This window comes from Bradyrhizobium sp. SZCCHNS30572 (assembly GCF_032484415.1).
Lineage (GTDB): Bacteria > Pseudomonadota > Alphaproteobacteria > Rhizobiales > Xanthobacteraceae > Bradyrhizobium.
In genome coordinates this window covers 501722-520678 of the sequence record NZ_JAUESY010000004.1, presented here as the reverse complement: position 1 = coordinate 520678, position 18957 = coordinate 501722, and the positions used below count along the sequence as shown (strand labels likewise).

The 18957-nt window shown below is 67.2% G+C and carries 16 protein-coding genes and 1 pseudogene; 6 read left to right on the top strand and 11 right to left on the bottom strand.

Annotation, left to right across the window (positions count from 1 at the left end; genetic code table 11):
• Positions 1-148: 148 nt before the first annotated feature.
• Positions 149-1039, bottom strand: a pseudogene (locus QX048_RS13560) (methylated-DNA--[protein]-cysteine S-methyltransferase); the annotation flags it as partial.
• 320 nt (positions 1040-1359) lie between these two features.
• Complete coding sequence (locus tag QX048_RS13555) at positions 1360-1893, bottom strand: DUF2244 domain-containing protein (RefSeq protein WP_316186449.1); 534 nt, start codon at positions 1891-1893, stop codon at positions 1360-1362.
• Positions 1894-1915: 22 nt separating this feature from the next.
• Between QX048_RS13555 and nth the strand changes: the two genes are divergently transcribed.
• The 4 genes from nth to QX048_RS13535 all read left to right on the top strand — a co-directional run bounded on the left by nth (position 1916) and on the right by QX048_RS13535 (position 6121).
• Positions 1916-2740 carry an endonuclease III gene (nth, locus tag QX048_RS13550; protein ID WP_315825679.1) on the top strand — a complete coding sequence of 275 codons (825 nt, stop codon included), beginning with the start codon at positions 1916-1918 and terminating at the stop codon, positions 2738-2740.
• A gap of 209 nt (positions 2741-2949) precedes the next feature.
• Complete coding sequence (locus tag QX048_RS13545; RefSeq protein ID WP_315716837.1) at positions 2950-4002, top strand: type III polyketide synthase; 1053 nt, start codon at positions 2950-2952, stop codon at positions 4000-4002.
• Complete coding sequence (locus QX048_RS13540; protein ID WP_315716838.1) at positions 3999-4505, top strand: isoprenylcysteine carboxyl methyltransferase family protein; 507 nt, start codon at positions 3999-4001, stop codon at positions 4503-4505. Before QX048_RS13545 ends, QX048_RS13540 begins: the two co-directional genes overlap by 4 nt.
• Positions 4502-6121 (top strand): DHA2 family efflux MFS transporter permease subunit, encoded by a 1620-nt coding sequence (locus QX048_RS13535; protein ID WP_316191523.1) that lies wholly within the window; start codon positions 4502-4504, stop codon positions 6119-6121. The genes QX048_RS13540 and QX048_RS13535 overlap by 4 nt, the downstream gene beginning before the upstream one ends.
• Here QX048_RS13535 and QX048_RS13530 read toward each other — a convergent pair.
• Complete coding sequence (locus QX048_RS13530) at positions 6059-6811, bottom strand: sulfate transporter family protein (protein WP_315825677.1); 753 nt, start codon at positions 6809-6811, stop codon at positions 6059-6061. The genes QX048_RS13535 and QX048_RS13530 overlap by 63 nt on opposite strands.
• A gap of 76 nt (positions 6812-6887) precedes the next feature.
• Positions 6888-9356, bottom strand: a complete 2469-nt coding sequence (locus QX048_RS13525; RefSeq protein ID WP_316191522.1) for a heavy metal translocating P-type ATPase — start codon at positions 9354-9356, stop codon at positions 6888-6890.
• A 271-nt stretch (positions 9357-9627) separates the two neighbouring features.
• Here QX048_RS13525 and QX048_RS13520 point away from each other — a divergent pair, with 271 nt between their 5' ends.
• Positions 9628-9903, top strand: coding sequence for a metal-sensitive transcriptional regulator (locus QX048_RS13520; protein ID WP_315716843.1), 276 nt, complete (start codon positions 9628-9630; stop codon positions 9901-9903).
• A 12-nt stretch (positions 9904-9915) separates the two neighbouring features.
• Here the strand turns inward: QX048_RS13520 and QX048_RS13515 are convergent, their stop codons facing one another.
• Complete coding sequence (locus tag QX048_RS13515; RefSeq protein WP_315716844.1) at positions 9916-10893, bottom strand: YiiX/YebB-like N1pC/P60 family cysteine hydrolase; 978 nt, start codon at positions 10891-10893, stop codon at positions 9916-9918.
• A gap of 192 nt (positions 10894-11085) precedes the next feature.
• On the opposite strand from QX048_RS13515, the gene QX048_RS13510 reads away from it, so the two are divergent.
• Positions 11086-12498, top strand: a complete 1413-nt coding sequence (locus tag QX048_RS13510; RefSeq protein WP_316191521.1) for a flavin monoamine oxidase family protein — start codon at positions 11086-11088, stop codon at positions 12496-12498.
• Positions 12499-12635: 137 nt separating this feature from the next.
• Here QX048_RS13510 and QX048_RS13505 read toward each other — a convergent pair whose 3' ends face one another.
• The 6 genes from QX048_RS13505 to rplT all read right to left on the bottom strand — a co-directional run bounded on the left by QX048_RS13505 (position 12636) and on the right by rplT (position 18911).
• Positions 12636-13580, bottom strand: coding sequence for an MBL fold metallo-hydrolase (locus QX048_RS13505; RefSeq protein ID WP_315750484.1), 945 nt, complete (start codon positions 13578-13580; stop codon positions 12636-12638).
• A 33-nt stretch (positions 13581-13613) separates the two neighbouring features.
• Positions 13614-14390: a sulfite exporter TauE/SafE family protein gene (locus QX048_RS13500; protein ID WP_315750483.1), complete on the bottom strand. Its 777-nt coding sequence runs from the start codon at positions 14388-14390 to the stop codon at positions 13614-13616.
• Positions 14387-16795 (bottom strand): phenylalanine--tRNA ligase subunit beta, encoded by a 2409-nt coding sequence (gene pheT / locus QX048_RS13495; protein WP_316191520.1) that lies wholly within the window; start codon positions 16793-16795, stop codon positions 14387-14389. Before pheT ends, QX048_RS13500 begins: the two co-directional genes overlap by 4 nt.
• A gap of 16 nt (positions 16796-16811) precedes the next feature.
• Entirely contained in the window at positions 16812-17234 is a 423-nt protein-coding gene (locus QX048_RS13490) for an endonuclease domain-containing protein (protein ID WP_316191519.1), read from the bottom strand.
• Positions 17235-17326: 92 nt separating this feature from the next.
• Positions 17327-18409 (bottom strand): phenylalanine--tRNA ligase subunit alpha, encoded by a 1083-nt coding sequence (gene pheS / locus QX048_RS13485; protein ID WP_316166383.1) that lies wholly within the window; start codon positions 18407-18409, stop codon positions 17327-17329.
• Positions 18410-18551: 142 nt separating this feature from the next.
• Positions 18552-18911 (bottom strand): 50S ribosomal protein L20, encoded by a 360-nt coding sequence (rplT, locus tag QX048_RS13480; RefSeq protein WP_012040570.1) that lies wholly within the window; start codon positions 18909-18911, stop codon positions 18552-18554.
• Positions 18912-18957 lie beyond the last annotated feature (46 nt).

Sequence of the window (18957 nt, the reverse complement as noted above, 5' to 3'; positions counted from 1 at the left end):
TAGTTTTACAGTCGTCATGCCCCGCGCAGGCGGGGCATCCAGCACGCCGTGACGGTCGCGAGACTCGAGACGTCGGTGCTTACTGGATCGTCAGCGTTCGCGGACGATGACAGCGAGAGTAGCAGCGGCCTCGCCGCTCTACCCCATCCCCACCTGCCCCCGCTTCCCACCCAAGCATCGCCTGCTTGCGCGTGAGCCCCCAATGATAGCCCGTCAGCGCGCCGGTCTTGCCGAGCGCGCGATGGCAGGGCACGACGAACGAGATCGGGTTCTTGCCGACCGCCGCGCCCACCGCGCGCGAGGCTTTCGGCGACTCCAGCCGTGTCGCGATGTCCGAGTAGCAGACGGCGCGGCCCATGGGGATCTTGAGCAGGGTTTCCCAGACGCGGACCTCGAAGTCGGTGCCGATCAGGACGACGCGCAAGGGCTGGTCGGGCCGCCACAGGGTCTTGTCGAAGATGCGCTGGGCGAGGCCGGCGGTGCCGGGGACGTCTTCGATATAGGTGGCGCGGGGCCAGCGGCTCTTCATGTCGGCGAGCGCGCCAGCCTCCTCGCCGGGGTCGGCGAAGGCGAGGCCGGCGAGGCCACGCGGGGTGGCCATCACCAGCGCGATGCCGAACGGGCAGGGGTGGAAGCCGTAACGAAGCGTGGTGCCGGCGCCGCCGGTCTTCCATTCGCCGGGCGACATCGCTTCATGGGTGACGAACAGATCGTGCAGCCGGCCGGGGCCTGAAAGCCCCGAGTCGAGCGCGGCGTCGAGCACGCTGGCTGAGCTCTTCAGCAGGCCCTTGGCGTGATCGAGCGTCAGTGCCTGCATGAACGCCTTCGGCGTCAGCCCGGCCCAGCGCCGGAACAGATGGTGCAACTCGTCGGGCGTGAGGCTGGCGGCGTCGGCCATGTCCTCGATGGTCGGCTGCCGGCGCCAGTGCTCGGAGATGAACGCGATCGCGCGGCGCACCGCATCGTAGTCGCGCAGCGCGGCCGATTGTTGCGGGCCCGGCTTGGCCAGGGCGGAATCGTGAATGGCGAGGGTCATCATGATCCGGATGTAGGGCGGCCGGGGCGCGGACTCCACCCGATTTCCGATCGGGAGGCTAGGGGCGTTGCGATCGGCTTCGGCTTGAAACAGGAGTTTCCCGGCTTGCTCCGTCATTCCGGGGCATCGCGCAGCGATGAGCCCGGAATCCATAACCACGAGAAGACGTGTGAGGCGAGATGCCCACTACCCGCGTGCCCCACACAAGGTCCTGTGGGTATGGGTTCCGGGCTCGCGCTGCGCGCGCCCCGGAACGACGCCGGAGGGTGTTAGCGGCGCTTTCGCCTGGGTAGAGCTGCCCGCAGTCAGTGCCCTTGGACGCGCTACAGCGGGTTGTACACCGGCCCGCGCTTCGCGGCCTGCAGCCCGGCCGTGAGGGCCTTCGCAAAACTGGCTTTCTCCTCCGGGCCCAAAAAGCTCGCGATGGCGACGCGCTGGCCGCGCGCCACCAGGTAGAGGCGCTCGATACCGAACTCCTCGTGGGTCTCCTGGTCGAGCCGCACCCAGAGCGGGTTGAAGCGCCATTCCATGACGTGGCCCTTGTGGCTGACGCGGCGCAGGCGCAGCTCGGTCAGGGTGATCGAGACGTCCTCATAGGCGTTGGCGCGGCGGAAGTTGACCTTGAAGGCCCAGTAGATCGCGAGCGCATCCAGGCCGAAGAAGCCGAGCACCGGCCAGGCGCCCATCATGAGCGAGGCGATGCCGCCGATGAAGCTGATGGCGCAGACCACCGCCATCAGCACCAGAAAGCCGGTGCGGCTGAGCGAGCGATGCGGCGTCAGCCGGGCCGAAAACAGCTCGGGATCAGCGGCGTCGGTGCCGGTCTCCTGATACGCAAAAGCGTTGCCTGGCGTCATGGGGCCTCAGTATACCCGGATCATGGCCAAAATCACCCGCCCCCAACGCGCCAAGCCGGCGCCGGTTCGCAGCCCCTTGAAGAAGGCCGCTCCCAAGGCCGGGCCCAAGTCAGCCCCCAAGGCCGCCTCGAAACGGGCCGCCAAGAAGGCTCCGACGGCCAAGCCGAAGAGCCCTGCCCGGCCGGTCAAGACAGCGTCGAAGGCGGCCAGGCCCTGGACCCCGGCCGAGATCCGCGAGGCCTTCAGCCGCTTCGCACAGGCCAATCCGGAGCCGAAGGGCGAGCTCGAGCACCTCAACCCCTACACCTTGCTGGTGGCCGTGGTGCTGTCGGCGCAGGCGACCGACGCCGGCGTCAACAAGGCGACGCGGCCGCTGTTCGCCGTCGCCGACACGCCGCAGAAGATGATCGCGCTCGGCGAGGACAAGCTCCGCGACTACATCAAGACCGTCGGCCTCTACCGCACCAAGGCCAGGAACGTGATCGCGCTGTCGCAGAAGCTGATCAGCGAATTCGGCGGCGAGGTGCCGCGCACGCGCGCCGAGCTCGAGTCGCTGCCCGGTGCCGGCCGCAAGACCGCGAACGTCGTGCTCAACATGGCGTTCGGCGAGCACACGATGGCGGTCGACACCCATGTGTTTCGCGTCGGCAACCGCACCGGGCTGGCACCCGGCAAGACGCCGCTCGAGGTCGAGCTCGGGCTGGAGAAGGCGATCCCGGCCGAGTTCATGCTGCATGCCCATCACTGGCTGATCCTGCACGGCCGCTACACGTGCCTGGCGCGCAAGCCGCGCTGCGAGCTGTGCCTGATCAAGGACCTCTGCCGCTGGCCGGAGAAGACCGCCTGATACGTTGTGTGTGACGAACGGTTTCGCCTGAGAACGCGTTTGACAGTCACTATTGTGTCACGGCGCGACGCCGTCTCACCATGGCCGGGCCACATCGCCGCCCGCATTGGACATAAGATGACACCCGTAATCCGGGGCGATGTGAGTGGCGCGTGACGATTCCCGCGTTCTCGGACCTTTCTGCGCCGGGACGTTGAAGGATCAGCCGCATGGACAACACTGCCGCACTCGTGTCGCTCGCGACCTCGGTGCCACCGCATCAGTTTCGCCAGAACGAAGTGATGGAGGCCGCCCGCGTGGTGCTGGCGCCGCGCTTTCCGCAGTTCGACACGATGGCGAGCCTGTTCGCCAACACCGGCATCCGCCAGCGCTACGGCGTCAAGCCGATCGAATGGTACATGGAGCGGCGCGGCTGGCCGGAGCGCACCGAAGCCTATCTCGAAGGCGCCGAGGCGCTGTTCGTCGACGCGGCGAACAAGGCGCTTGCGCAGGCCGATCTCAACGCCGCCGACATCGACACCATCGTCACCGTGAGCTCGACGGGGATCGCGACGCCGACCTTGGAAGCGCGCGTCGCCGGCCGCCTGGGTTTTCGCGCGGACGTGTCGCGCGTGCCGGTGTTCGGGCTCGGCTGCGCCGGCGGCGTCTCGGGCCTGTCGATCGCCGCGCGCCTGGCGCAGGCCCGGCCCGGCACCAACGTGCTGCTGGTGACCTTCGAACTGTGCACACTGGCTGTCCGCCATGATGAGTTGACGAAGGCCAACATCGTCGCGCTGAGCCTGTTCGGCGATGGCGCGGCGGCCGCGATCCTGCGCGCCGGCGATGGCGGCGCTATCCGCGTCGAGGCGACCGGCGAGAAGCTGTGGCCCGATACGCTCGACATCATGGGCTGGAGCGTCGATCCCGAAGGTTTTGGCGTGATCTTCCAGCGCACCATTCCGGACTTCGTCACCGAGAACATGGGCCCCGCGGTCAACGAGATCCTGGACCGGATGAAGCTCGCGCCTGCCGACGTCGACCGCTTCGTCTGCCATCCCGGCGGCGCCAAGGTGATCACGGCGCTGGAGCGCGCGCTGTCGCTGGATCAGGGCACGCTGGATCATGAGCGCGAGATCATCGCCGACTACGGCAACATGTCCGCGCCGACGGTGCTGTTCGTGCTGGAGCGCGCCCGCGCCCGGGGCTTGCCGCCGCGCTCGGTGCTCACTGCGCTCGGACCTGGGTTCACCGCAAGCTGCGTTTCATTGAGGCACGCCGCATGACCTTCGCCGCCTTCGTCCTCGCCCTCGTCACCATGCAGCGGCTCGGCGAGCTCGTGCTCGCCCGCCACAACACCAAGCGCCTGCGCGCCATGGGCGCGGTTGAGGTCGGGGCGGATCATTATCCGCTGATGATCTCGATGCATGCGGCCTGGCTGGTATCGCTGTGGCTGCTCGGCGCCGACCAGGAGGTCGACCCGTGGCTCTTGAGCGGCTTCGTGCTGCTGCAGGGGCTGCGCTGGTGGGTGCTGGCGACGCTCGGTCCGCGCTGGACGACGCGCATCATCATCCTGCCGGGGGCGCCCCTCGTCACCGATGGTCCCTATCGTTACATCTCGCATCCGAACTATCTGGTGGTCGCAGCCGAGATCGCGCTGCTGCCGCTGGCGCTGCATCTGCCACTGATCGCCCTGATCTTCTCCGGCCTGAATGCGGCGGTGCTGTTCATCCGCATCCGCGCCGAATCGGAAGCACTCACCGGCATCGGCGGCGGCCAGACCGCATGAGCGCATCGGCCGCGCCGCAGGATCGTCCGAGCCTCGCCACCTGGCTCGGCTTCATCCTGATGTGCGTCGGCATGTTCATGGCGATCCTGGACATCCAGGTGGTGGCGACGTCGCTGCCGACCATCCAGGAGGCGCTCGGCATCACACCGGAGGCGATGAGCTGGATCCAGACGGCGTATCTGATCGCCGAGATCATCGCCATTCCGCTGACCGGGTTGCTCACGCGGGTGTTCACGTTGCGCTGGCTGTTCGTCGGCGCCGTCGGCATCTTCACCGCCGCCTCGCTCGGTTGCGCGTTCAGCGGCGATTTTCACACGCTGCTGGCGTTCCGCGTGCTGCAGGGCTTCTTCGGTGGTCTCTTGATTCCCGTGGTGTTCTCCGCCGTGTTCCTGCTGTTTCCACCGCGCCTGCACGCGGTCGCGACGACGATCGGCGGCGTGGTCGCGGTGCTCGCGCCGACCATCGGCCCGGTCGTCGGCGGCTTCATCACCAACACTTGGTCGTGGCCCTGGCTGTTCCTGATCAACATCGCGCCCGGCCTCGTCGCCGCGCTGGCGACGCCCGGCCTGCTGCCGAAGCAGCGCATGGACCTCGCGGAGCTCGACAAGCTCGACCTGTTTGCGCTGCTGCTGCTCGCAGTGTCCCTGGCCAGCCTCGAGCTCGGGCTGAAGGAGGCGCCGAAGGGCGGCTGGCTGTCGTCGAACTGCATCGCGTTCCTGGTGCTGAGCGCGTCGTGCCTCACCTTGCTCGTCCAGCGCCTGCTGACCTCACCGCAGCCGATCCTGCGGCTCGGCAGCTTTCAGCGGCGGTCGTTCACGCTCGGCTGCCTGTCGAGCTTCTGTCTGGGCATCGGGCTGTTCGGCTCGGTGTATCTGATGCCGGTGTTCCTCGCCTTCGTGCGCGGCCACGATGCGTTCGAGATCGGCATGATCATGCTGGTCACCGGCGTGGCGCAACTGATCGCCGCTCCGCTGGTGACGGCGCTGGACGGCAAGGTCGACGCGCGTCTCCTGACGGCGTTCGGTTTCGTGCTGTTCGGCTCCGGTCTGGCCGCGAGCGCGTTCCAGCCGCCGACCGCCGACTATCAGGAGATGTTCTGGCCGCAGGTGGTGCGCGGCGTCGGCATCATGTTCTGCCTGCTGCCGCCGACGCGGATCGCGCTCGGCGACCTGCCACAGGCCGAGGTCGCCGACGCCAGCGGGCTGTTCAACCTGATGCGTAATCTCGGCGGCGCCATCGGCATCGCGCTGATCGACACCATCATCTATGGCCGCGTCGCCATGCATGCCCAGGCGTTTCGCGACCGCCTGCTGGCCGGCGATACCGCGGCGGCCAAGGCGATCGGGCTCGCGCCGGAGCTGCTGCGCAACCGGCCGCGCGGCATCTCGGAGGAGCAGGCGATCGCCTATGTCCGGCCGCTGGTGGAGAAGGCCTCGCTGGCGCTGTGCGTCAACGAGGCGTGGTCACTGCTCGCCGGTGTCGCGCTGCTCGGCTTCCTGCTGATCCCCTTCGCCCGCAGCAAGGCGGCGAGCCTGTCGCCGCGGATGATGGCGCTAGAGGCTGCGCAGCCGGCGCTCCGGCGACGGCTCGATCAGCTCGGGCCGCGGTCCGGATAGGCGCTTGTGCAGGTGGACCATGAACGCCATGCCGAACAGCGGCGTCGCCAGGTTCACGATCGGGATGGTGACGAAGGCCGCGATGATCAGCCCCGCGGTGAACACCGTGATCGCATTGTCGCGCCGCATCGCCTTGGCCTCCGCCGGCGGCCGGAAGCGCATCGCGGCGAGCTCGAAATATTCGCGGCCGAGCAGCCACGCGGTGGCGAGGAAGAAGATCACGAAGCCGGCGCCGGCGAGGAACACGAAGGGCAGGGCGACCAGATAGACCAGGATGGTGAGGCCGGCGGCCTTGAGGCCCTCGATGATGGCGACGCCGAATGGCAGGGCGGCGCCGGGGCGCTCGGCCGGATAATGCTCGCGCTCGACGAGGTCGGCGACGTCGTCGACGAACAGGCTCGCGATCACCGAGGTGATTGCCGGCATCAGCATGATGCCGCCGAACACGACGCCGAAGCCGGCGGCGATCGAGATGATCCAGGTCAGCACCTCCAGCGTGCCGTGCGAGTTCGGCCCGAGCATGGCCTCCGCCCAGCCCTCGCCGGCAGTCGCGAGCCAGGTCAGGAGCCGCTGCAGCCCGATCGCGAGCACCGTGACCAGCACCAGCGCCAGCCCGATCGAGCGCCACAGGATCGAGCGCATCGGCGGCGACAGAATCTGCGAAATCGCCTTGATGGCGGCGTCGATCATGGCGGGGTCCCTCGCTGCAAAGCCCGCGGCAGAGGTAGACATGCCGGCGGGCTTCGGCAAGTCCGCCGGTATCGTATCAAAGATCGGTCGCCCGCAGCCGCAGCGCGTTGCCGACCACGCTGACCGACGACAGCGACATCGCGGCGGCCGCGATGATCGGCGACAACAGGATGCCGAACACGGGGTAGAGGATGCCGGCGGCGATCGGGATGCCGGCGGCGTTGTAGATGAACGCGAAGAACAGGTTCTGGCGGATGTTGCGCATCGTCGCCGCCGACAGTTTTCGCGCCCGCGCGATACCGCCGAGGTCGCCCTGCAGCAGCGTGATGCCGGCGCTCTCCATCGCAACGTCGGTGCCGGTGCCCATGGCGATGCCGACGTCGGCCGCGGCGAGCGCCGGCGCATCGTTGACGCCGTCGCCGGCCATCGCGACGATCTTGCCGCTGGCGCGCAGACGCGCGACCACGGCGCTCTTCTGCTCGGGCAGCACCTCGGCCTCGACCTCGGTGATGCCGATCTTGCGCGCGACCGCGGTGGCGGTGGTGCGGTTGTCGCCGGTCAGCATGATCACCTTGATGCCGTCGGCCGCGAGTACCTTCAGCGCCTCCGGCGTCGACGCCTTGACCGGATCGGCGACCGCAAACAGCGCAGACGGCTTGCCGTCGACGGCCATCGTGATCACGGTGGCGCCCTCTTCGCGCAGCCGCTTGCTCTCGACGCCGAGCGTATCGGTGATGATGCCGAGCGAGGCGAGATAGGTCGCATTGCCGAGTACGATGGCCTTGCCGTCGACCTCGCCGCGCGCGCCCTTGCCGGTCGGCGCGTCGAAGTTCTTGACGTCGGCGAGCTTGATGTTGCGCTCCGCGGCATGCCGGACGATGGCCTCGGCCAGCGGATGCTCGCTGGCGCGCTCGACGCTGGCGGCCAGCCGCAGCGCGTCGGCCTCGTCGAAGCCCTGAGCGGTGACGATGCTGGTCACCTTCGGCTTGCCCTCGGTCAGGGTGCCGGTCTTGTCGACGACCAGCGTATCGACCTTCTCCATCCGCTCCAGCGCCTCGGCGCTCTTGATCAGCACGCCGGCCTGGGCGCCGCGGCCGACCCCGACCATGATCGACATCGGCGTCGCAAGACCGAGCGCGCAGGGACAGGCGATGATCAGCACGCTCACGGCGGCGACGAGGCCGAAGGCGAAGCGCGGCTCGGGACCGAACGCGTACCACGCGACGAAGGCGGCAATGGCAGCAGCGATCACCATCGGCACGAACCAGCCCGCGACCTGGTCGGCGAGGCGCTGGATCGGCGCGCGCGAGCGCTGCGCGTCGGCGACCATCTGCACGATCTGCGACAGCAGGGTCTCGCGTCCGACCTTGTCGGCGCGCATCACGAAGCTGCCGGTCTGGTTCAAGGTGCCCGCGATGACGCGCTCGCCCTCGTCCTTGGTCACCGGCATCGACTCGCCGGTGACAAGCGATTCGTCGAGCGACGAGCGGCCTTCGAGAATGATGCCGTCGACCGGCACCTTCTCGCCCGGGCGCACACGCAGGCGATCGCCGACCGCGAGCTCGGCGATCTCCACCTCATGATCGTTGCCGTCGGTGTCGAGCCGCCGCGCCGTCTTCGGCGCCAGCTGCAACAGCGCCTTGATCGCTCCCGACGTTGCTTCGCGTGCGCGCAGCTCCAGCACCTGGCCGAGCAGGACGAGAATGGTGATGACCGAGGCCGCCTCGAAATACACCGCCACCGCGCCGCCATGGCCGCGGAACGCCGGCGGAAACGCCTGCGGCGCGACGGTCGCGATCACGCTGTAGACATAGGCGACGCCCGTGCCCATTGCGATCAAGGTGAACATGTTGAGATTGCGGGTCTGGACCGATTGCCAGCCGCGCACGAAGAACGGCCAGCCGGCCCACAGCACGACCGGCGTCGCCAGCGCGAACTGGATCCAGTTCGACAGCACGGGATCGAGCAGGCCATGGCCGCCGACGAGATGTCCGCCCATCTCCAGTACGACAACGGGTGCCGACAGCACAGTGCCGATCCAGAACCGCCTGCTCATGTCGGCGAGCTCGGGATTGGGCGCATCGTCGAGGCTGACGACGTCGGGCTCCAGCGCCATGCCGCAGATCGGGCAGGTGCCTGGGCCTTCCTGGCGGATCTCGGGATGCATCGGGCAGGTGTAGATCGTGCCTGCCGGCATCTCCGGCGGCGGCTCGCGTTCGCCGAGATATTTGTCCGGCTCGGCCGCGAACTTGGTGCGGCAGCCGGCCGAGCAGAAATGGAAGGTGTGACCCTGATGGTCGAAACGATGTGTCGAGGTCGCAGGATCGACGCTCATGCCGCAGACGGGATCGATGACCGTTGCCGGGTCATGCTCATGGTGGTCATGACCGCCACAGCATGACCGAGCGGCTGCAGGCGCTGCGGCCGTCGCGAGATACTTGGCGGGATCGGCGGCGAACTTGGTGCGGCAGCCTGCCGAGCAGAAATGGAAGGTCTGCCCCTGATGCTCGAAGCGATGCTTCGAGGTCAGGGGATCGACCGACATGCCGCAGACCGGATCCGTTGCCTTCGCTGGTTCAGGCGCGGCGGGGTCCGAGCCGCCGCAGCAGCCGCCCGAAGCGCTGGCGGGCGCCGCGCCGGCACGATCGCTGCAACAACTGTCCGCGGATGCCTGTTCGTGTCCGGTTTCCACCGCGCGCGCGCGCGATCCACAGCCGCATCCGCCCTCGCCGCCCGCCGCGACGCCATGCTCGTGTCTGGTTTCCGACATCGCTCAGCCTCTTGAAACCTATACCCTGTGGGGGTATATAGGCTCCATGCGCGAGGACATCAAGACATCCTGTCAGAAACGTTTGAGTCGGATCGAAGGGCAGGTCAGGGGCCTGTCGAAAATGGTCGAGGACAACCGCTACTGCATCGACATCGTCACCCAGATCTCCGCTGTGCGGGCGGCGTTGCGCCGGGTCGAGGAGGAGATCTTGCGCGACCACGTCGCGCATTGCGTCGAGCACGCCATCGCATCGGGCGACAAGGCCGATCAACGGCAGAAGATCGCGGAGTTGATGGATGTGATCGGCCGGTCGGATCGCTGAGGTCAGCCCAGCTCAGACCGCCACCTTGTTGCGGCGGCGCGCGGTCGGACGTGGCGCGACGTTTCGTACCGGCTCGGCGACGAGAAAATGCTCGTTGACCACGAGCCGTTCGCCGAGCTTCGCAACTATTTCCTCAGCCGCAGCCTGCTGCGTCGCCTCTTCGTCAGCCGTCTCAGGAACGAGCGGCGGCGCTGTGATGGCTCCTGGAAACACGGCGAACTCGCCCGCTACCTCCGCGAGCGGCTTCTGCTTGTCGGCCCAGTGCAGGGTCGTGTAGTCGAATCCATTGACGATGGTCGGCTTGACGATCTCGAAATAGGGCGAGATGTCGAAGTCGCGCGGCATGTAGAGCGAGGAATCGCGGATGTGCAGGATCTCGCGCTTGGCGCGCCGCGATGGCGCCCGCGTGATCTTGGGCAGGATCGGGTAGCGCACCGCATCGAAGGCCTGCGCGATCAGCGCCGAGCAGATCATCTTGGTCGGATCACCCGAGCCCAGCGCGATCATGCGCCGCCGCCAGCGTTGCGGAATCGGCATCGGGATCAGATAGCGCATCAGGTCGATGATGTTCTTGGTGTCGTAGCCGAAGCCGATGCGATTGATGGCGTAGCGGCACACCGTGTGCCGGTCCTCATAGGTCAGGCCGACCGGACGGCACACACGGGTGTGATAGGCGAAATATTTCGACAGCGGCGCCGAGATCACGCCGTCGCCGACATAGGCCTCGACCAGCACATGCGGCTCGCCGTCGGGCTCGACGGCGCCATCGATCGGTCCGACATAGAGCGCGGCGTGCGACCAGGTCGACTGCGTGAGGTATTTGATGATGCCGGAGATGCGGCTGTTGCCCTCGACGAGCAGCACGTCGCCGGGCTGGACGTCCTTGCGCAGATAGTCCGGATCGCTCGGCGTGAACGGCTCATAGCCGGGGATCTCCTTCTGGAGATAGGCGGCAATCAGCTTGCCGATCTGATCAAGCACGATACCCATAACGCTCCCCGGGCGACCTTGGCCGGTCGCCGGTTTTTTCCCTTCTTCCATGATGGTCGATTGCGGTTGCAATTTGGTTCATAGTGGACGCGTTCTGCACGGTATCACGTTTACCATCCCGGTTGCCGCAGCGCGGTAGATGCGGCAAATTCGCGGGTATTCGTTTGGTTCAAAGCTTTCGGAAACCATGTCATGAATGTCACGCGCCGCGGCTTCCTCTCCGCTTCCGCGGCGCTGGCCGTGCTGCCCATCGCCGGCCGCGCCGCGCAGGCGGCTGTTCCACGCGAGGCTGACATTGTCGTGATCGGGGCGGGTGCGGCGGGAGTCGCCGCGGCCCGCCGCATCGTCGCGGCCAATCGCAAGGTCGTGGTGCTGGAGGCCGCGCCGCAGCTCGGCGGCCGTTGCCGCACGGATGCAGCCACCTTCGGCGTGCCGTTCGATCGCGGCGCCCGCTGGCTGCTCAACGCCGACGGCAATCCCATCAGCAGGCTCGCGCGCGGTCTCGGACTCGATCTCGTCGCGGCTCCCGTCGGGCAGAAGATCCGCGTCGGCCGGCGCAATGCGCGGCCCGGCGAGACCGAGCAGTTCCTGGCGGGGCTGGTGCGCGCCAATCGCGCCATCGACGAGGCGGCGCGCGGCAAGCTCGATACGTCCTGCGCCGCGGCGCTGCCGAAAGATCTGGGCGACTGGACCAGCACCACGGCATTCGTGCTCGGCGCCAGCGCGACCGGGAAGGATCTCGCCGATCTCTCCGCGATGGACAAGGCGCGTGCGCAGGATCGCAGCGCGCCGCTGGCCTGCCGCCAGGGGCTGGGCACGTTCATCGCCAGGCTCGGCGAATCGTTGCCGTTGTCGCTGTCGACTCCAGCAACGCGCGTCGTGTGGGCCAACCGCGACGTCGCGGTGGAAACGCCGGCGGGGCGAATCGCGGCGCGCGCCGTCATCCTCACGGTGTCGACCAACGTGCTGACATCAGGCGCCATCAAGTTCGCGCCCGAGCTGCCCAAGCGGCAGCTCGACGCCGCCGCGAAGCTCAGCCTCGGCAGCTATGATCACATTGCGCTGATGCTCGCGGGCAATCCGCTCGGCCTGTCGCGGGACGAGGTCATCATCGAGCAGAGCAATTCCAGTCGCACAGGTCTGCTGCTTGCCAATATCGGCGGATCGTCGCTTTGTACCGTCGATGTTGCCGGCGCCTTCGGCCGCGAACTATCAGCGCAGGGCGAGGCGGCGATGGTCGACTTCGCCAGGGAGTGGATAGGCAAGCTGTTTGGAAGCGAGGCCGCCGCAGCGGTGAAGTCGTCCGCAGCGACGCGCTGGAACCTGGCGCCGGGCGTGCTCGGCGCGATGTCGGCGGCCACGCCCGGCAGCCAGGGCGCCCGCAAAATATTGGGCGAGCCCTTGGGTCCGCTGTTTCTTGCGGGAGAGGCCACGCACGAAGCGCTGTGGGGCACGGTCGACGGCGCCTGGGACTCCGGCGAGCGCGCCGCGGAAGCCGCGCTGCGCCGGATCGGCGCGATCAAGGACGCCGAACCGGAGCCGAGCAGTGAGCGGCAACGACCGCGCCGTCGTGGCAAGGTGCGCTCGGCCTCGCCGGAGGATTGACCGTCGATCCGCAAGCTCATCAGCAAGAGGGTGGGCACGGCGCAACTGCGATCTCAAGCGTGAATGGCACGGCTGCGCCTTTGCCCACCCTACGGCTGATGCAGGCGAGTTGCCGATTGAAGCACGCCCAGCCTTGGCTACACCGGCAGCTTCAATTCCATCAGGTCTTTCGCGACCACGATGCGGCCCGTGTAGTTCTTCTTCACGTCCCGCGTCCAGTCCTCGTCCGTCACTTCGGGGTCATCACCGGGCACGAAGTGGCTGAGCACCAGCACCTTCACGCCTGCAGCCGCGGCGATGCGTCCGACGTCTTCCGTGGTCGTGTGACTGTCGAGCAGGTGCTTCTTCAGCGTCGAGCCGTTCTTCGTCTTGGCGACCAGCCGATCGACCGCGGGCACATAGAGGCATTCATGCACGAGAACGTCTGCGCCCTTGGCAAACTCTGCAAGCTTCGGGTTATAGGCCGTGTCGCTCGAGAACACGATCGTGCCCTCGGGCGTCTCGAACTTGTACGCGAAGTTGTCGGTGATCGGCGGATGTGGCGTGCGGAACGCGGTCACCGTCACGTCCGCCGTCTTCAGCACGACGCCGTCCGCGTCGATATCCTTCGCGACCAGGAGTGGCCGCGGATCTGGCCGGCCTTCATCCGCGATGCGGGTGTCGACGTCGAACTTGTTGGTTTCCCAGAAGCTCCTGGTCATCGCCTCCAGGCCCTTCGGTCCGAACGACTGGATCGGCGTCGACAATCCTGCGGCCCAGGCGTTGTAGAACAGATTGCCGTATTCGAGATTGTGATCGGAATGGTGATGGCTGATCAGGATGTACTTGATCGATGGGATCGGAACCCCAGCGCTGACGAGCTGACGGCTGACGCCCATGCCGCAATCGATCACGAACGGCGTGCCGTTGACGACGACGAGATTGGCCGGATTCGAAGCGCCGACGCCGACGCGCGGGCCGCCCTTGGTGCCGAGGAAGACCATCCGCGTGCCGGTCTTCGCGCCTTGCGCGAACGCCGCGGGCGCCGCGATGGCGCCGGCCGTTCCCAGCGCGAGCTTGAGCATTGTTCGCCGATGGATCACGGTGGCCTCCCAGTCTGCTTCGTTGCAGGAAGGCTAACCCCGCCCGAGCACGCCGTCGAGGGCCGGCAGGCCGGCGATCACGGCGATTGCGATCAGCGCATAGCAGATGGCGCGGAACACCTGCTCGCTGGCGCGGCCGAACAGCGACGCGCCGAACGCGACACCGAGCGCGTAGACCGGCCCGATCAGCAGCGAAAGCTTCAGCGAATCCCAGGTGATCAGCCCGCTCATTGCGTAGCTCACCATCGCGAAGAAGTCCGATGCGCCGAAGAACAGCACGATGTTCGCCCGTGCGATCTTTGGCGGGATCGGGCGTCCCAGCCAGTAGCCGACGATCGGCGGGCCCCCGGTCTGCGCCAGTCCGCTGCAGAATCCGGAGATGCAGCCGACAACGACCGACAGCGCGGTGTACTCCCTGCCGCGATAGCGCCAGCCGGACAGCAGCAGCGCAAGCAGCCCGATCACGAAACCGGTGATGATCCAGCGGACGGTGACCGGGTCCAGCCGGCTGAGGAAATAGGTGCCCACGGGCACGCCGACCAGCGCACCCGCGACGATCACCGCGGTGGCCTTGCGGTCGGCCTCGCGCCAGGCCGGCGCCACCATCGGGGCCATCGAGACGAAATCGATCACCAGCAGCAGCGGCGCGACCAGACGGGGCGTCGCAAAGCTGCTCGCGAGCGGCATGAAGATCAGTGCTGCGCCGAAGCCGGAGAAGCCGCGCGCGGTTGCGGCAATGAAGGCGACGATCGCCAGCGCGATCGTCGCGAACAGGCTGAGATCGGCAGGGATGAGCCCGGAGAGGCTCATCCGCGCAACGTGCCGCCGGTCTTCTTGGCCACGTCGGCCGTGATCTTCGCCGCGACCGCGTCGATCTCCTCGTCGGTCATGGTCTTGTCGCGTGGCTGCAGGGTCACGGCGATCGCGATCGACTTCTTGCCGTCCTCGATGCCCTTGCCCTCGTAGACGTCGAACACGGTGACATCGGTGATCAGCTTCTTGTCGACGCCCTGCGCGGCGCGGACGATGTCGCCGGCCTTGACCTTGCGATCGACGATGAAGGCGAAGTCGCGCGACACCGGCTGGAATGCCGAGAGCTCCAGCACCGGCTTGGCGCGGGTCGGCTTCGCCTTGGCCGCCGGAATGCGATCCAGGATCACCTCGAAGGCGACCAGTGGCCCGTCCGCCTTCAGCGCCTCCAGCGTGCGCGGATGCAGCTCGCCGAAATGCCCGAGCACGTTCTGCGGGCCCATCTGGATCGTGCCGGAGCGCCCCGGATGCATCCAGGCCGGCCCGCCGGCGACGATCTGCAGCGAGGCCATCGGCGCGCCGGCCGCCGCGAGCACCGCGAGCGCATCGGCCTTGGCGTCATACGCGTTGGCCGGCTGCGATCCCGTCCAATGCCGGCCGAGTCCCTTCGCCGGCGCGATGCCGCGGCGGATGCCGCTCGCGGCCACGAACTGATCCGTGGGGCCATCGCCCTTGAAGACCTGCCCGACCTCGAAGATCGCGGCATCGCCGAAGCCGCGATCGGCATTGGCCTGCACCGTCGCGGTCAGGCCCGGCAACAGGCTCGGGCGCATGTCCGAGAGATCGGCCGCGATCGGATTGGCGAGAGCGAGCTCGGCCTTGCCGCCGCCGAACAATTCGGCGGCCGGCTTGGAGATGAATGACCACGTCACGGCTTCGACCATGCCGCGCGCGGCCAGCGCGCGCTTGGCGCGCCGCGTGCGCAATTGCAGCGGCGTCAGCACCGGCTTGCGCGGGGCGTCGCCGCGCTCGAACGGCGTCATCGGCACCTTGTCGACGCCGACGATGCGCACGACTTCCTCGACGATATCGGCCTTGCCGTGCACGTCGCTGCGCCAGGACGGCACCGCGACCTTCACGACGGGGCCGTTGCCGGCGACCACGAAGCCGAGATGCGTCAGTATCCGCCGCATCTCGGTCAGCGGCACCTCGATGCCCGCCAGCCGCTTCACCTCGGTCAACGGGAAGTCGACGATGCGGTCATCGCCGAACGGATTGCCGACGACGACAGTCTCCGATGGCGTGCCGCCGCACAGGTCGAGCACGAGCTTGGTCGCCATCTCCAGGCCCGGCACCATGAAGGCCGGATCGACGCCGCGCTCGAAGCGGTAGCGCGCGTCGGAATTGATGCCGAGCTTGCGGCCGGTCTGGGCGATGTTGATCTCGTTCCACAGCGCCGATTCGATCAGCACGTCGGTGGTGCCTTCATCGCAGCCCGAAGCCTCGCCGCCCATGATGCCGGCGAGCGATTCGACACCGGCATCATCGGCGATGACGCACATCGCATTGTCGAGCGTGTAGGTGCGGCCATCCAGCGCCAGCAAGCTTTCGCCATCGCGCGCGCGGCGGACGACCAGATTGCCCTTGACCTTCTTGGCGTCGAACACGTGCAGCGGGCGGGCGCGGTCGAAGGTCATGTAGTTGGTGATGTCGACCAGCGCGTTGATCGGACGCAGTCCGATCGAGGTCAGGCGCTGCTGCAGCCATTTCGGCGATGGTCCGTTCTTGACGCCGCGCACCAGCCGCAGCCCGAAACCGGGACACAGCTTCTCGTCTTCGACCTTGACCTTCACGGGGCAAGGGAATTCGCCTCTGATCGGCTTGATGCCGGGATCTTTCAGCTTGCCCATGTCGGCGGCGGCGAGGTCGCGGGCAATGCCGTGGACGCCGGTGCAGTCCTGGCGGTTCGGCGTCAGGTTGATCTCGAATTGGGGATCGCCGAGCCCGGCCCATTCGGCGTAGGGGGTGCCGATCGGCGCATCCGCCGGCAGCTCCATGATGCCGTCGTGATCGTCGGAGATCTGCAGCTCGGCCGCCGAGCACAGCATGCCGCGGCTCTCGACGCCGCGGATCGTGCCGACCGACAGCGTGATGTTCTTGCCGGGGATGTAGGTGCCCGGCGGCGAGAACACCGACACCAGTCCCGCGCGCGCATTCGGCGCGCCGCACACCACCTGCACCGGCGCGCCACCGTCGCCGGTGTCGACCATGCAGACCCGCAGCCGGTCCGCATTCGGATGCTGCTCGGCGGAGACGACGCGCGCGATTTTGTACGGCGCGAGCAGCTTCGCCTTGTCCTCGAGATGCTCGACCTCGAGGCCGATCATCGTGAGCTTGTTGGCGAGCGTCTCGACCGACTCGTCGGTGTCGAGATGGTCCTTCAGCCAGGACAGCGTGAATTTCATGGCTCTTTCCGCTGATTCAGTCCCGTTCCCTCCCCCGCTTGCGGGGGAGGGTCAGGGTGGGGGCTCTCGCCGCAATGGCAGCGGCAATGGTTTCAAGAACGCCGGCGCGATTGGCCAGGACGACGTCGTTATTGGCAAAGCGCAGGATGTGAAATCCTTTGGCTTCGATCGCAGCTGAGCGTGAAGCGTCGCGCTGTTCGCCTTCAGTTGAGAAGTGCTGTCCGCCATCGAGCTCGATGACGAGACGTGCGGTGTGGCAGACGAAGTCGACGATGTAGCGGTCGATCGGGACCTGACGGCGAAAGCCCGCGCCGAGCAGGCGATGGCCGCGCAGCTCGGACCATAATATTCTCTCGGCATCCGTCGAGTTTTGGCGGAGGGCGCGCGCATTCGTTCGAAGCTTCGGCGAGACTGTCCAGATGGGCTTCTCGTCGTCCATCGACACCTCCTGCGCGGAGAGACCCCCACCCCAGCCCTCCCCCGCAAGCGGGAGAGGGAGTTCGAGCGTTTGCTGAGAGAGGGCGAGGCTCATCACGAACTCAGCCCTCCGGCCAAGGTCGGGACCTCCAACGGCTTGAAGCCGTAATGCGACAGCCAGCGGACGTCGCCGTCGAACAGCTGGCGCAGGTCGCTCATGCCGTATTTCAGCATCGCGATGCGGTCGATGCCCATGCCCCAGGCAAAGCCCTGGTATTCGTCGGGATCGATGCCGCAGGCGCGCAGCACGTTCGGGTGCACCATACCGCAGCCGAGAATCTCCAGCCAGTCCTCGCCCTCGCCGAAGCGGATCTCGCCCTTGTCGCGGCGGCACTGGATGTCGACCTCAAGCGACGGCTCGGTGAACGGGAAGAACGACGGCCGGAATTTCATGTTGATGTGGTCGACCTCGAAGAACGCCTTGCAGAACTCATGCAGGATCCATTTGAGGTGACCGAGATGCGAGCCCTTGTCGATGACGAGGCCCTCGACCTGGTGGAATTGCGGCGTGTGGGTCGCGTCCGAATCGATGCGATAGGTGCGGCCCGGGCAGATCACGCGGATCGGCGGCTTCTGGCTGAGCATGGTCCGCACCTGCACCGGCGAGGTGTGGGTTCGCAGCAGCATGCGCGAGCCGTCCGGCTTCGGATTGAAGAAGAACGTGTCGTGCATCTCCCGCGCCGGATGGCCTTCCGGGAAGTTCAGCTTGGTGAAGTTGTAGTCGTCGGTCTCGACGTCGGGACCTTCCGCGATCGAAAAGCCCATATCGGCGAAGATCGTGGTCAGCTCGTCCATCACCTGGCTGAGCGGATGGATGCGGCCGGTCTCGGCCGGCGAATCCTGCAGCGGCAGGGTGACGTCGATGGTCTCGGCGGCGAGACGGGCGTCGAGCGCGGCGGCCTTGAGGACGTCGCGCCGCGCGGCCAGCGCCTGCGTGACCTTGTCCTTGGCGAGGTTGATCGCGGCGCCTTGCGTCTTGCGTTCGTCCGGCGACATCTTGCCGAGCGTCGCCAGCAGCGCCGAGATCGAGCCCTTCTTGCCGAGCGCTGCGACGCGGACGGCTTCCAGCGCGGCTTCATCGCCGGCGGCGGCGATCTGGTCGAGGATCGAGGTTTCGAGCGAAGCGAGGTCGGACACGGGCAAAATCTCCGCGGGACAAAAGGCGGCTGGGTTGTCGCCGCGCGGGCGACACGGGTCAAGCGAAGGATTGATGTCGCCGGATAGCAAAAAGCGGCCGAGAGCATCGGCCGCTTTTGAAATCCTCACGATGCGGAGGCGATCAGGCGGCGAGCGCCGCCTTGGCCTTCTCAACGATCGCCTGGAACGCGGCGGGCTCGTTGATCGCGAGATCCGACAGCACCTTGCGGTCGACGGTGATGCCGGACTTCGACAGGCCGTCGATAAATCGGCTGTAGGTGAGCTCGAAGGGACGCACGGCGGCGTTCAGGCGCTGGATCCAGAGCGCGCGGAAGGTGCGCTTCTTGCGCTTGCGATCGCGGAACGCATACTGGCCGGCCTTCTCGACGGCCTGCTTGGCGGTGCGGATCGTGTTCTTGCGGCGGCCGTAATAGCCCTTGGCGGCCTTGAAGACTTTCTTGTGCTTGGCGTGGGCGGTCACACCGCGTTTGACGCGAGACATGCCGGAAATCCTTGGATTCAGAGATGACGATCAGCCGCGGCTTTGA